Source organism: Arthrobacter sp. UYEF21, assembly GCF_040546085.1.
Lineage (GTDB): Bacteria > Actinomycetota > Actinomycetes > Actinomycetales > Micrococcaceae > Arthrobacter.
Map to the genome: position 1 here is coordinate 1 of NZ_JBEPNF010000015.1, position 13,183 is coordinate 13,183.

A 13,183-nucleotide genomic window follows, 5' to 3' on the forward strand; every position below is an offset into this window, starting at 1 on the left:
GGTCTCGGCAAGCTCATCCGGTTTCATGCCTCGAAAATTAACAGGATCGGTCAGGGATTAAAAGCCGCCACGCCGACCTAACTAAGTACTACTAGGCGCCCGGGAATCTTCGAGGCCGCCGTTTTTCAGGACTGCGTGCCACAGGAATACCTCTCCATTGAGTTGATCAATGCCAGTGGGAGTCTAGCCAGGCGGCGGGCCGGTTATCCGCCGCCTGCTCGCCGCTGCCCGGCTCCGCCGTTGGTGCGCCGGCGTGGTGGCCACGGCAGGAACCCCGACGTCGACTCCAGGTACTCCTGATAGCCGGGCCGGCTGGACATGGCCTTCTCGGCGAGGGGTTTGCCGGTCTTGGCCGCGAGGGTCCAGATCATGAGGGCCGGTGAAAGGATGGTGAGTACACCCGGCCAGGAGTCTGCGGCAATCAGGAACAGACCCGTCCACACGGCGGCGTCGCCGAAGTAGTTGGGGTGCCTGGTGTACCGCCACAAACCGGTATTGAGCACCGTGCCGCGGCGCGAGGGGTCCTTCTTGAACTGCGCCAGCTGCCAGTCGCCCACGGTCTCAAACACGAAACCCAGGACCCAGAGCAGGACTCCAAGGACTGCCACCCATCCCACGGCGCCGGTGGCGAACATTCCCACCTGGACCGTCAGGGACACAAAGAACATCGAGGCGCCCTGCGGCAGGTAGACGCGGCGGAGCGCGTAGGTGTTTCTGGATCCAGGCGCCGATGACAGGAGGTTTTTGTAGCGCGGGTCTTCGTGCCCGTCCCGCGCCCGCCAGCCGATGTGGATTCCGAGCCGCAGCCCCCAGACCGCAGTCAGGAGGACCAGCAGCAGGCGCCGCGTGTCGTCGCCCGATCCGGCGGAAAGGAACCAGCAAACCGCCGCCACGGCGACGAACCCGGGCCCCCAGGCGACGTCCATGACCGAGTGCCTGCCCTGCCTGACGGCCACGGCAAAAGTTACCGCCAGGACCACAACTACAGCCAACGCCGTCCACGGCAGCGAAACAGCGAACTCCGGCGAGGGAAATGGGCTCACAGGTTCACCTGCGTGGCGGATGCCGGCAACAGTTCGTCCAGGGTGTGGGACGCCGGGGAATCAAAGCCGATGCGCTCGGCGAAGGCCTTCATCACAAAGCCTGTGGCCAAAGAGTGCCACAGGCGGACCCGCCGGACCATGAAATGCCCGGCACCGCTGATCGAAACGTACTGCATGGAGGCCGCTGCGTCAGCGGCACGGCGGGCAAACTGCCGCGATTGGGTGGGGCTTGTCATTCGGTCATCGGTGCCATGGACAATGAGGACCTTGCGTCCGGCAACCCGTTCGGCCGGGGTCTCCGGCCCGAGCCATGGCGCCAGGGCAACCACAGCTTCCACATTCGAAGCGTCGGCCGCGCAGACGGCGGTGAGGCCACCCATGGAATGGCCTACCAGGAAGACAGGAACACCGGGGTGCTGTGCGGTGATGTGCTGGAGGGCCCAGCGGGCATCGTGGAGCGCGGACATGTCCTTCCCATTCCAGCCGCGCACGCTGTTCCGCAGTGACCAGACTGCCAGCCCGTGACACCTGCCCGCCTGGTGCAGGTGGCGGGCAAAGGTGACCATCCGCAGCGGGCTCAATTGCAGGGCAGCCACGGGTTCGTAGCTGTGCGCCCTGCCGCCGTGCAGCACCAGGGCCACGCCCTTCGTGGCGCCGGCGGCCGGCAGGACGGTGAGGGCCGCCTGCTGCCTGCTGCCCCGCGCCTTTTCGGCGGCGTTGCCGGGGGTACTCCGGTACTCCTGGGTTTTGCGGTCCGTCATGACTGGTTCCTTCCCGCTTCCTGCCATTTATCAACCTTAAGGTGCCGGACGTAGAGTTCAAGGTATGAGGATTAGCTGCTGATGGGATCCGGTCACTCCCACGCTTCCATAGATCATTCGGAGCCGACAGCAGAAGCGATTGCTGCGCGCCGGAAGGCGAACCGCATCCTTGCCGCGGTGCTGGTTCCGCTGACGCTGCTGACCCTGGCAGGAATGGCCATGCTGTGGCCGTCCGGGTCCAAAGAGGGGATCTCGCTCGCCAGCCCCTACTCGGCCGCGCCCGGTGTCACCTTTGACACCGGCAAGATCCAAAGTGTGGTCGAAGAAAGCTGCATGCAAGGCTCAGTTGCTGGCGGCCCGTCCGCCGATGGCACCGGCCAGCCAGCCCCGCAGGGTTCGGACTGCATGTTTGCCTTCACGCAACCCGACCAGGGCGGCAGCCCCGTCAAAGTGGTGATCAACCCCGATGTCGCAAAATCACACGGGGTGCGGCCGGGGGACCAAATCAGGTACCTGAACCTCTCCAAGGCCCAGGGGGCGGCGGCGTCGCAGGGCTCGCCAGCCTACATTTTTGTTGACTTCGTCCGGACCCTGCCCATCGTGGTGCTGGCGCTCCTGTACGCCTTGGTGGTGATTGTCGTGGCACGGTGGCGGGGACTCCGCGCACTCCTTGGCCTGGTGGGCGCCTACTTTGTCCTTGCCGGGTTTATGCTGCCGGGACTGGTGGAGGGGAAGCCTCCGCTATTGCTGGCGCTGGTGGGATCCACGGTGATTATGATCGGGGTGCTGTATTTTGCCCATGGATTCTCGGCCCGGACCTCGACGGCGCTGCTGGGCACCATGTTTGGGCTGGGCATTACGGCGTTGCTGGCTGCCTGGGCCACGGACGCCGCCAACCTCGCCGGAGTGGGCAGCCACGACGCCACCACCTTGATCAATACCTCGGCCAACATCTCCATTTCTGGGGTGATCCTGTGCGGCCTGATCATCTCGGGGCTGGGTGTGCTGAATGACGTCACCATCACACAGTCCTCCGCTGTCTGGGAACTGTACGAGCTGGCACCCGGCACCAGCGCCCGCAAGCTGTTCACCTCCGCCATGCGGATCGGCCGCGACCACATCGCCTCTACCGTGTACACCATCGCCTTTGCCTACGCGGGCGCAGCCCTGCCCATCCTGATTATTGTGATGCTCTACAACCGTCCGCTGGGGGACACCCTCACCAGCGCCGAGCTGTCCGAGGAAGTCATCCGGACGCTTGTCGGTTCCATTGGGCTGGTGCTGGCCATTCCGGTGACCACCCTGATCGGCGTGCTGGTGGTCAAGGCCACCAGCATCCGGACAGCGGGCCAGCCGGTGCCGGCCAGCAGCGCAGCGGTTCAGGAAATCAACCCGGACGACGTCGGCGATACCGGTGCGCTTGCAGCGGCAGTTGTCAGCGGCCGGTCGCGTGGTACAGCGCTGGATGACGGGGTGCCAGTGGAGGCGGAGAGCGGGGCAAACCTGGGGGCGCCCGAAACCCGGCGAGGCCGCCGCGCGGACCGCGGCTGACCCGAGCGGAAGGTAATCCCGCCGATTTGCCCGCCTTTGCGACAATGGACAGGTGACTGTTACCGCAACGCCTCCTGCCCCCAAGCTGGAACTCCCGCCCCTGAAGCTGGGCAACATCACGGTGGACACCCCCGTGATCCTGGCTCCCATGGCGGGCATCACCAACTCCGCCTTTCGTCGCTTGTGCCGTGAATACGGCGGCGGCCTCTATGTGGCGGAGATGGTCACCTCGCGTGCCCTCGTTGAGCGCACGCCCGAATCGCTGCGCATCATCTCGCACGACGACGACGAAAAAGTACGGTCCGTCCAGCTGTACGGCGTGGATCCCGTGACGGTGGGCGCCGCCGTGCGGATGCTCGTGGACGAGGACCGCGCGGACCACATCGACCTGAACTTCGGCTGCCCCGTCCCCAAGGTGACGCGGCGCGGCGGCGGCTCGGCCCTGCCGTGGAAGATCGACCTGTTCACCTCCATTGTCCAGACGGCGGTCAAAGAGGCCACCAAGGGCAACATCCCGCTCACCATCAAGATGCGCAAAGGCATTGACGAGGACCACCTTACGTACCTCGACGCTGGCCGGATCGCCCGTGATTCCGGTGTTGCCGCCGTCGCACTCCACGGCAGGACAGCCGCGCAGTTCTACTCGGGCCAGGCCGACTGGACGGCCATCGCACGGCTCCGCGAAGCCCTCCCGGATGTCCCCGTCCTGGGCAACGGCGACATCTGGTCTGCCGAGGACGCTGTCCGCATGGTCCGCGAAACCGGGGTGGACGGCGTGGTGGTGGGCCGTGGCTGCCAGGGGCGCCCGTGGCTGTTCGGCGACCTGATGGCTGCTTTCGAGGGAAGCGATGTCCGCCATAAGCCGGACGCCCGGAAGGTGGCCGACAGCGTTTACCGGCACGCCGAACTAATGGTCGAAACCTTCGGCGATGAAGACAAGGCCCTGCGTGAGATCCGCAAGCACATCGCCTGGTACTTCAAGGGCTACGTGGTGGGCGGCGAACTGCGGACTAAGCTGGCGCTCGTGACCAGCCTGGAGATCTTGCGCGAGACCCTGGACCAGCTGGACCTGGATTCGCCCTACCCCGGTGTGGATGCCGAAGGACCGCGCGGCCGGGCGGGATCGGCCAAGAGGCCGGCGCTGCCCAAGGACTGGCTGGAATCCCGCGCCCTGAACGAGGCCCAGTCCAAGGACATCTCAGCCGCGGAGCTGGATGTCTCCGGTGGCTGAAACCCGTACCACGGCACCGGTGCTGCCCGGCTACGAGGCACGGGACTCGGCCCGCTGGGTGGAGGAGCCGCCCAAGAACAACTACCGCTCCGATTTTGAGCGCGACCGTGCACGGGTCTTGCACTCCTCGGCCCTGCGCCGGCTCGGTGCCAAGACGCAGGTAGTGGCGCCGGACACGGACGACTTCGTCCGCACCCGCCTGACCCACAGCCTCGAAGTGGCGCAGGTGGGCCGGGAGCTTGGCCGCGCCCTGGGCTGCGATCCGGACGTTGTGGACACCGCGTGCCTCAGCCATGATCTGGGACACCCGCCCTTCGGGCACAACGGCGAGTCTGCCCTCAACGAGGTGGCACACGCCATCGGCGGGTTCGAAGGGAACGCCCAGACCCTCCGCCTGCTCACGCGCCTCGAACCCAAAGTGCTGGCCGCCGACGGCCGCCCGGCGGGACTGAACCTCACCCGCGCCAGCCTTGACGCGGCGTCGAAATACCCGTGGTCGGCACTGGACGCGCCCGTGATCCACGGTCAGCGCACCAGCAAGTTCGGCGCCTACGAGGACGATCTCCCCATCTTCAACTGGATCCGGGAAGGCGCCCCCGCGCGCCGGTCCTGCCTTGAAGCCCAGGTCATGGACCTGGCCGACGACATTTCCTACTCGGTGCACGACGTCGAGGACGCGATTGTGGCAGGGCACTTCCAGCTGCGCTGGATGGACAACCCGGACCACCGAGCCCGGGTGGTGGGCTACGCCAAGCAGTGGTACCTCCCGCACAATGATCCGGCCGCCATCGACGCCGCCCTGGCCCGGCTCGAGGCCACCGATGTCTGGGTCCGTGAAGCCGACGGCAGCCGCCAATCCATGGCCGCCCTGAAGAACATGACCAGCCAGCTGATCGGCCGGTTCTGCCAGAGCGCCCTGGAGACCACCCGTACCCGTTACGGCCCGGAAAACCTCACCAGGTACAACGCCGAGCTGATGGTCCCGGACGAAACAGTGATGGAGATCGCGGTGATGAAAGGCCTGGCCACCACCTTTGTGATGACCACCGAACACCGCCAGCCCATTTACGAGCGCCAGCGCGAGGTCCTGCACGCCCTGGTCATCGCCCTGAACGCCGCGGGTGACCGCCACCTGGAGCCGATGTTCGCGGCGGACTGGCGGGACGCGGCCGACGACGGCGCACGGCTGAGGGTGGTCATCGACCAGGTGGCGTCGCTCACGGACGGGTCGGCGCTGGCTATGTACGAACGGCTCGTGGGTAGCCTGCCGTCGCTTTGGTGACAGAGGCCATAGGGCGCCTTTCCCTGTCGCACCCCGGGACTAGGATGGCACTGTGGTTGGCCTGATCAAACGTGAAGATATTGACGAAGTACGCCAGCGCACGGACATCAAGGAAGTGGTTGACGGGTACGTCACACTCAAGGGTGCCGGCCTGGGCACGTATAAGGGCCTGTGCCCTTTCCACGACGAGCGCTCGCCGTCGTTCACCGTCCGCCCGCAGGTGGGCCGGTACCACTGCTTCGGCTGCGGCGAAGACGGCGACGTTATTGCCTTTGTGCAGAAACAGGACCACACGTCCTTCCATGAAGCTGTGGAAAAGCTGGCCGCCCGAATCGGCTACGAACTGCGCTACGAAGACGGCGGGACCGGCCCCAGCCGCGAAGAGGTGGGCCGGCGCCAGCGGCTCCTGGATGCCCACAAAATTGCCGATGAGTTCTTCCGCGCCCAGCTGCTGACGCCGGGCGCAGCCGAAGGCCGGAACTTCCTGTACAACCGCGGCTTTGACCGGGCCGTCTCAGAGCAATTCGGCGTGGGCTACGCGCCACAGGGGTGGGACGCGCTGCTGAAGCACCTGCGCGGGCGCGGTTTCACAGATGCTGAGTTGAAATTGACGGGGATGTTTTCTGAAGGCAATCGGGGGATCTACGACCGATTCCGCGGCCGCCTGATCTGGCCCATCCGCGATATCGCCGGCGACACCATCGGCTTCGGCGCACGGAAACTCTACGAGGACGATCAGGGCCCCAAGTACCTCAACACCCCCGAAACCACGCTCTACAAAAAGTCCCAGGTGCTCTACGGGATTGACCTCGCCAAAAAACACGTCGCCAAGGACAGGCAGCTCGTGGTGGTGGAGGGCTACACGGATGTCATGGCCTGCCACCTCGCGGGAATCCCGACGGCGGTGGCCACGTGCGGTACTGCGTTCGGTACCGAGCACATCAAGATCGCCCGGCGGCTGCTGTCCGACGACGGCAGCGGGGGAGAGGTCATCTTTACCTTCGACGGCGACGCCGCCGGCCAGAAGGCCGCGTTGCGGGCCTTCGAGGAGGACCAGCGCTTCGTGGCGCAGAACTATGTGGCTGTGGACCCCACCGGCGCCGATCCCTGCGACCTGCGGCAGACCAAGGGGGACGCCGCCGTCCGGGATCTGATCAACAGCCGGCGCCCACTGTTTGAATTCGCCATCAAAGCAACATTGAAGCGCCACAACCTGGACACCGTTGAGGGCCGTGTGGCCGCGCTGCGGGAATCTGCTCCGGTGGTGGCACAGATCCGCGACGCCGGCATCAGGCCCGCCTACGCCCGTGAACTGGCAGGCTGGCTCGGCATACCGGTGGAAGAGGTTAGCAGGGCCGTGGCGGTAGCCATGAAGCGCGCCAGCGCCGGCCCGCAGGGCGGCACGGGATCCGCCGTTGGCCCGGCAGGGGGCCCGGCTCCCGTGAGGCCTGCACAAGCCGGCGGACCCGGCGTCGCTGCGGGACCGGCGTCGGGCGCTGTTCCCTCTTATCACCGCCCCGATCCCCGCGACCCGGTGGCGTCCATGGAGCGGCAGGCGCTGGAGGTGGCGCTGCAGGAGCCTGCATCCCTGGGCGGCGGCATCTGGGAGCGTTTCTCGGCTGCGCGGTTCGTCACGCCCGCATTCCAGGCCGTTCACGACGCCATGCGGGCCTCGGGACCGGGTTTCATCGGCGAACCTGTGCGCTGGGTGGAGCAGGTGATGAACGAAGTCCCGGAACCCCTGCGTCCGTTGGTGTCTGAACTGGCCGTGGTGCCGCTGCCGGCCAGCACCGCCGAAGCCGTGCAGAAATACTGCAAGGACATCCTGGCGCGCCTGTTCGAGCTCCAGATCACCCGGGTGAAGGCCGACAAGATGGGCCAGTTGCAGCGGCTGGACCCGGCAGCCAATCCCGCGGACTTCCAACGGCTCAACCGGGAACTGATGATGCTGGAAATGGAACGCAGGGCCCTGCGCTCGGACGCTTAAGGGCCCCGATTTCGCTTCCGATTTCACTTCCCCGCGGGGTCTTTGCTAGGCTGGTACCCGCTTCATTCCTCCTTAGCTCAATTGGCAGAGCATTCGACTGTTAATCGAAGGGTTGCTGGTTCAAGTCCAGCAGGAGGAGCGCACAATCCCCGTTCCGGGTCTCCGGAGCGGGGATTTTTTTCTACCCGGGGAGGGTATCCCGGCCCTTTGGTGGCACCGATTTCCCTTTGCCGGGAGACCTTTGCTAAGGTCATACCTGCTTCATTCCTCCTTAGCTCAATTGGCAGAGCATTCGACTGTTAATCGAAGGGTTGCTGGTTCAAGTCCAGCAGGAGGAGCCAACAACAAGAAATCCCCGTCCTCAGGTGAGGGCGGGGATTTCTTGTTGACTGGACCTTGCCCCCTGGATTTGCCCCCTGGATTTGCCCGTTAGACAAAGTCCATTTCCACCTGCAGGAAACGTTCGGCCTCGGCGATGGCTGCGAGGAAGGCTTCCTGCTCAGTGGGGGACTTGCGGGGTTCGCGCGGGTGCCACTCATGCGGTGCTGAGTGCACCCGGGCGAAGCCTGCGGCCGGCGGCGCGTAGAAGATACCGAAACGCTGCACCGGCCACTCGGCGGACGTCTCAGGGGCTACCAGGAGGGCCGCGCTGGAGGCGGGGTTGAACCACTGGGCGATGGGCCGGCGCCGGTCCTCCGTGAACAGGCCGGCAGCGTAGAGGGCCGCCGACTGCTGGCCCGTCTGCGCGCACAACCGATCCCACCACAGTGGCAGGATGCCGGAGTCGCAACGTTGCCAGGTGGCCGGGAGCGGCGAGGAGTACTGCCAGCTGGGCATGGATTTATTTTATCGCGCGACGGTGCGCCACGGCAGGGTCGGCGCCTCCTTTGCCGGCAGCCGCCCTGAGGGCCGGAACCATGGCCGGAATCGCGGGCAGGGCACGCGCCGGTTCACGCGCTGGCGGCTTTCACGGCCAGGGGCGTGCCGGTGGTTCACCTACTTGCGGTTCCAGGGCCCGGGGTTCAGCCGGTACAGCAACGCCGAGCCTGCCAGCGCGCCGAGGATGATCCCGATGGCCGGACTGCCGAACATCCGGCCGGCAAAATAGCCGGCGACGGCGCCCAGCACCGCCCCGAGGAACAGTCCCCTGGGGTTGCGGTGCGGTTTGCGTTTCATCAGGTCACCTTTCGGCTGGCTGCGGGGCTCGGTGTGTGGGTTGGACTCTATGTGTGGATGCGACCCAGCGCGTGGGCGGGGCTCGGCGCGTGGACGGGCTCATGGGCATTGCCGGCTCGCGGAATTTGCCCGCTCACTGGATAGACGGGACGGTGCGCGGCCGCACGATCAGCCAGAGAGCGGCTATCGCCACCAAGATGCATGCGGCCTGAACGGCTCCCATGGGCGTGGAGCTGGTGATCCCCAGCCACCCCACTACCGGTGAGATCAGGCCCGCCATGAGGAAGGTCGCGGCCCCCAGGAGGGAGGCGGCCGTGCCGGCCTGCGCCCCGTGGCTGGACAGCGCCAGGACCTGCACACAAGGGAACATGAATCCTGTGCCCATAATGTAGAGCCAAAGCGGGACGAGGACGCCCCAGAGGCCCAGGCCGGCCTGGTCGAAAATCACGATCAGCAGGGCCATGAGGAACATCCAGGCTGTGGCATAGACCAGGATCCACTGCGGCGGGACCCTCCTGATGAGCCGGGAACTGATTTGGACGCCGGCCACGATGCCCAGCGAATTGATTCCGAAGAGCAGGCCATACTCCTGCGGTGAGAATCCGAAAATGTCCTGGAACAGGAACGGTGAAGCAGACAGGTATGTGAACAGGCCAGCGAAGTTCATGCCGCCCACCACCAGCAGACCAACAAATATCCGGTCCGTAAAGAGGACTTTGTAGCGCTGGCCGGCAGTCAGGCCGGAATGGCCGCGCATCTCCGGCGGCAGGGTTTCCCGGACCAGGAAAAGCGCGCCAATGATCACCAGGGCGCCGTAACAGGCGAGGAACACGAAGATGCCGGGCCACGGCATCACCAGGAGCAGCTGCGATCCGATGACGGGAGCCAGGATCGGTGCGAGACCGTTCACCAGAGCCATCCGTGAGAACATCCGCACCATGGCGTAGCCGGAGTACAAATCGCGCACCATGGCCATGGCCACCACGCCACCGCCGGCCGCGCCCACACCCATCAGCACGCGGAAGAAACCCAGCATGGCGATATCGGTGGACAGGGCCGCCCCCACGGAAGAAGCAATGTGCAGTGCGGTGGCAAGGATCAGCGGCAACCGCCGGCCGAACCTGTCGCTGAGCGGGCCCACCACCAGCTGACCCAAGGCAAAGCCCACCGTGGTACCGGCCAGGGTCAGCTGTACCTGTGCTTCTGAGACACCCAGGCTGGCTTCGAGCGCCGGAAAGGCTGGCAGGTACAGATCGATCGTGAAGGGTCCCAATGCGGTGAGGGCGCCGAGGAGGAGGATGTACAGAAATTTCCGGCGGCGGCTCAGTGAATCGCCCGGATTGAAGGGAGTGGTCACGGAGACCAATCCTAGGCCCGGCAGGTCACTTCCTCATGGTCTTACAGGCGCGCCGTAAGGCCAGCACGGACGGTTGCCTGAAGCTGAATGATAGCTTTGGGGGCGGGACTGTGCTGTCGCACGCTCCTGCAGATCACTGACGACGGATCGACCAAACAGCAGACCAGCAACAATTAAGGCGGGAACCGATGAGCGGACGACACACCGGGCGGACCAGCCAGGGACTGCGTATCACCGCACTCCCCAGGACGCTGAAACTTCTCTTTCGCCTTGCACCCCGCCAACTCAACGACGAAATCGCCTTTGCCAAGGTAGAGCTGAAGCGCAAGGGCATTCAGGTGGGGGTGGCGGCCGCGTTTTTCGCCGTCGCGCTCCTTTTCCTGGCTTTCCTGGTAGTTGGCCTCATTGTGGCCGCCATCATGGGCCTCGCCACCATCATGCCGGCCTGGCTCGCGGCCTTGCTTGTCTGCGCCGCGTTCCTGGTCATTGGGCTCATCGGTGCGCTGATCGGTCTCCGCAAATTCAAGAAGGCTATGCCCCTGTTGCCGGAGGAGACCATCCGGGGGATCAAGTACGATCTGGGGATTGCCAAGGAAGGCTCGGACTTCAACGCTGCAATCCTTGATCCGAACAGCCCGGAGGCCAAAGCCGCCAAGGCCGCCAAGGACGAAGCCGCTGCCAAGGCCAAGGCAGAGAAGGAAGCCAAGGAAGAGGCTCACAGGGTGGAGTTCCCGCACGCGTCCGAGCCCGAGCTTCACCGCAGGCTGGAGCAGCGGCGGCGGCACATCGCCGAAGTCCGAGACGAGCTGGACGCCGAGCTCGACGTTAAGCCCCAGGTCAGTTTCCTGCTGGGTGCGGCCAAGGAAAAGCTGGGGGAGGGCAAAGCCGTTGTTGAGCATGGCAAGGCCACGGCCGGACAAAAATTCGCCGCGTTCTCGGATTCCATTGAGAATGCCGGCGTCCGGTGGAAGCCCTTTGCCGCCCTAGCGGCTTCAGCCACCATCTTCGTGGTGCTGCTGCGCAGGCTGCTCCGGAACCCATAACTGACCGACACATTTACGCTGTGCTGTGAGGAGGGGAGCGGAGTGAAGTTCATCGGCGCTGGCGCGCGTTCCGGCCGCCCCCAGATTGACCACGACCACGTCTTCACCATCCCCAACGTCCTGACTGTGCTGCGCTTTATGGGCGTGCCGTTGTTCATCTGGCTGGTCTTGGCGCAGAAAGAGTACGGCATCGCCGTCGTGGTCCTTGCGGTTATGGCGGGCACCGACTGGATTGACGGGTACGTGGCACGCCGCTTCGATCAGGCGTCCAAACTCGGCCGGGTCATGGATCCGATGGCTGACCGGCTCGCGCTCATCGCGGTGGCTGTCACCCTGGTGATCGCCGGTGTCGTGCATTGGCTCTACCTGGCCGCGCTGCTGGTGCCGGACGCCGTGCTCCTGGTCCTGACCCTGTTCTACTTCCGCGGCCATCCTGACCTGGTTGTGAGCCGGGTGGGCAAGGTCCGCACCGGCTTGCTGCTGCTCGGCACCCCCCTGCTGGTCCTGTCGCGGCTGGATACTCTCGTCAGCGGCGCCCTGTTCGTTGCCGCATGGATGGTGCTGGGACTCGGACTCGCCGGCCATTGGATCGCTGCCTACAACTATTTCTGGGCCATTCTGCGAAAAGGCAAAATGCAGTCACATCAGGCCGGCAAACAGCAGGACGGCAACCAGCACAACGGCAACGAGCACAACGGCGACCAGTACGACGGCGGCACCGCCTGATGGTGTGGGTGGCGGTTCTGCTGGCGGTGCTTGGGGCATTCTGCCTTGCCTTGGGTGCGCAAAAGCAGGGGAGCGCCGTCAAGGCCGACACGGGTGGGCTCGCCCTGAGTTCACACGGCTTCCTCCGTCTGCTTCGCAACCCGCGGTGGATGCTGGGCCTCCTCTTGTTGTGTGTCGGGATGGGCATGAATGCGGTGGCGCTGGTGTCAGCGCCCCTAACGGTGGTGCAGCCGATCGGGGCAATCGCGCTGGTCATTACCACCGTGGTGAACGCACGCGACCAGGACATCACCATCAACCGGGCCACCATGGTGTCCATCGCGGCCTGCGTGACCGGTTCCGCGCTGTTTGTCCTCCTTGCCGTGAACGTGACGCAGGAGAACCACAACGTTGGCCAGGACGAGGAACTCACCATTGTGTTGCTCCTTGCCCTGGCGGTGGGGGTCTTCGGCACCCTGACGGTGATGTTCCGGCACCGGATGAGCGCCTTCGTCTACATCCTCGGTGCCGGCGTCCTGTTCGGCTTTGTGGCGGTGCTGACCCGCATCATCGGCAAGCACCTGCTGGATCCGAACGGACTGGTCCTGCTCAACGTCCAGTGGTACTCGGTGGTGGCCATTGCGGCCGCCGGCGGACTCGGTTCCTGGTTCGTCCAGAGTGCATACTCTGGCGGCCCGCCTGACCTGGTCATTGCCGGGCTGACGGTCATTGATCCGATCGTCGGAATCGCCATCGGCATCGTGATCCTGGGAGAGTTGCGTCCTGACGTCCACGCCGTCATGGCGATTGGCATGGCTACGGCAGCTTCCCTTGCTATCGTGGGGGTGATCGCCCTTTCCAGGCACCACCCCGAGGTCACCAAGCGCAAGAAAGATGCGCGGAAGGCGGCGGGCAGGGCGTCCCACTAGCCTGTCCCACTGACCAGCCGATTCTTGACCTAGCCGATTATCACTAAGAGGCCCCGCGCCACCGTGCCGGCGGCCACCCGGTGCATCCAGCGTCAGCTGCGCATCGTGACCTTCAGGA

12 protein-coding genes and 2 tRNA genes are annotated in these 13,183 nt (G+C 65.2%); 9 read left to right on the plus strand and 5 right to left on the minus strand.

Translation table 11 applies throughout. The features are described 5' to 3' along the window. Positions 1 to 203: 203 nt before the first annotated feature. Complete coding sequence (locus tag ABIB27_RS14820) at positions 204 to 1,043, minus strand: DUF1295 domain-containing protein (RefSeq protein WP_354215253.1); 840 nt, start codon at positions 1,041 to 1,043, stop codon at positions 204 to 206. After that, positions 1,040 to 1,804, minus strand: a complete 765-nt coding sequence (locus ABIB27_RS14825; RefSeq protein WP_354215254.1) for an alpha/beta hydrolase — start codon at positions 1,802 to 1,804, stop codon at positions 1,040 to 1,042. The genes ABIB27_RS14820 and ABIB27_RS14825 overlap by 4 nt, the downstream gene beginning before the upstream one ends. An 81-nt stretch (positions 1,805 to 1,885) precedes the next feature. On the opposite strand from ABIB27_RS14825, the gene ABIB27_RS14830 reads away from it, so the two are divergent. The 6 genes from ABIB27_RS14830 (at position 1,886) to ABIB27_RS14855 (ending at position 8,196) form a co-directional block, all read left to right on the plus strand. Beyond that, on the plus strand, positions 1,886 to 3,355 hold the full coding sequence (locus ABIB27_RS14830; protein ID WP_354215255.1) for a YibE/F family protein: 1,470 nt from the start codon (positions 1,886 to 1,888) through the stop codon (positions 3,353 to 3,355). A gap of 52 nt (positions 3,356 to 3,407) precedes the next feature. Beyond that, on the plus strand, positions 3,408 to 4,586 hold the full coding sequence (gene dusB, locus ABIB27_RS14835) for a tRNA dihydrouridine synthase DusB (RefSeq protein WP_354215256.1): 1,179 nt from the start codon (positions 3,408 to 3,410) through the stop codon (positions 4,584 to 4,586). Further along, on the plus strand, positions 4,570 to 5,868 hold the full coding sequence (locus ABIB27_RS14840) for a deoxyguanosinetriphosphate triphosphohydrolase (protein ID WP_354215257.1): 1,299 nt from the start codon (positions 4,570 to 4,572) through the stop codon (positions 5,866 to 5,868). The genes dusB and ABIB27_RS14840 overlap by 17 nt, the downstream gene beginning before the upstream one ends. 52 nt (positions 5,869 to 5,920) lie before the next feature. Then, the gene (gene dnaG, locus ABIB27_RS14845; protein ID WP_354215258.1) at positions 5,921 to 7,855 is read left to right on the plus strand and encodes a DNA primase; all 1,935 of its coding nucleotides are present in this window, start codon (positions 5,921 to 5,923) and stop codon (positions 7,853 to 7,855) included. Between the two features lie 66 nt (positions 7,856 to 7,921). Continuing rightward, positions 7,922 to 7,994, plus strand: a tRNA-Asn gene (locus ABIB27_RS14850). 126 nt (positions 7,995 to 8,120) lie between these two features. Beyond that, positions 8,121 to 8,196, plus strand: a tRNA-Asn gene (locus ABIB27_RS14855). Positions 8,197 to 8,284: 88 nt separating this feature from the next. Here the strand turns inward: ABIB27_RS14855 and ABIB27_RS14860 are convergent. From ABIB27_RS14860 to ABIB27_RS14870, 3 genes are all read right to left on the minus strand, one after another. Further along, entirely contained in the window at positions 8,285 to 8,692 is a 408-nt protein-coding gene (locus ABIB27_RS14860) for a hypothetical protein (protein ID WP_354215259.1), read from the minus strand. 159 nt (positions 8,693 to 8,851) lie between these two features. Next, positions 8,852 to 9,031, minus strand: coding sequence for a hypothetical protein (locus tag ABIB27_RS14865; RefSeq protein ID WP_354215260.1), 180 nt, complete (start codon positions 9,029 to 9,031; stop codon positions 8,852 to 8,854). Positions 9,032 to 9,164: 133 nt separating this feature from the next. Further along, entirely contained in the window at positions 9,165 to 10,388 is a 1,224-nt protein-coding gene (locus ABIB27_RS14870) for a multidrug effflux MFS transporter (RefSeq protein WP_354215261.1), read from the minus strand. Between the two features lie 188 nt (positions 10,389 to 10,576). On the opposite strand from ABIB27_RS14870, the gene ABIB27_RS14875 reads away from it, so the two are divergent. From ABIB27_RS14875 to ABIB27_RS14885, 3 genes are read left to right on the plus strand one after another with little or no spacing between them, the layout of a single operon-like run. Continuing rightward, a complete protein-coding gene (locus tag ABIB27_RS14875; protein ID WP_354215262.1) occupies positions 10,577 to 11,431 on the plus strand; it encodes a phage holin family protein in 855 nt (284 codons plus the stop codon). A 42-nt stretch (positions 11,432 to 11,473) separates the two neighbouring features. Next, on the plus strand, positions 11,474 to 12,157 hold the full coding sequence (locus ABIB27_RS14880; RefSeq protein ID WP_354215263.1) for a CDP-alcohol phosphatidyltransferase family protein: 684 nt from the start codon (positions 11,474 to 11,476) through the stop codon (positions 12,155 to 12,157). After that, on the plus strand, positions 12,157 to 13,065 hold the full coding sequence (locus tag ABIB27_RS14885; RefSeq protein ID WP_354215264.1) for a DMT family transporter: 909 nt from the start codon (positions 12,157 to 12,159) through the stop codon (positions 13,063 to 13,065). The genes ABIB27_RS14880 and ABIB27_RS14885 overlap by 1 nt, the downstream gene beginning before the upstream one ends. Positions 13,066 to 13,183 lie beyond the last annotated feature (118 nt).

Coding starts and splice junctions, on each gene's coding strand:
- ABIB27_RS14830 (WP_354215255.1), top strand. CDS start 1,886: ATGGGATCCGGTCACTCCCACGCTTCCATAGATCATTCGGAGCCGACA.
- ABIB27_RS14860 (WP_354215259.1), bottom strand. CDS start 8,692: ATGCCCAGCTGGCAGTACTCCTCGCCGCTCCCGGCCACCTGGCAACGT.
- ABIB27_RS14885 (WP_354215264.1), top strand. CDS start 12,157: ATGGTGTGGGTGGCGGTTCTGCTGGCGGTGCTTGGGGCATTCTGCCTT.
- ABIB27_RS14825 (WP_354215254.1), bottom strand. CDS start 1,804: ATGACGGACCGCAAAACCCAGGAGTACCGGAGTACCCCCGGCAACGCC.
- ABIB27_RS14840 (WP_354215257.1), top strand. CDS start 4,570: ATGTCTCCGGTGGCTGAAACCCGTACCACGGCACCGGTGCTGCCCGGC.
- ABIB27_RS14875 (WP_354215262.1), top strand. CDS start 10,577: ATGAGCGGACGACACACCGGGCGGACCAGCCAGGGACTGCGTATCACC.
- ABIB27_RS14865 (WP_354215260.1), bottom strand. CDS start 9,031: ATGAAACGCAAACCGCACCGCAACCCCAGGGGACTGTTCCTCGGGGCG.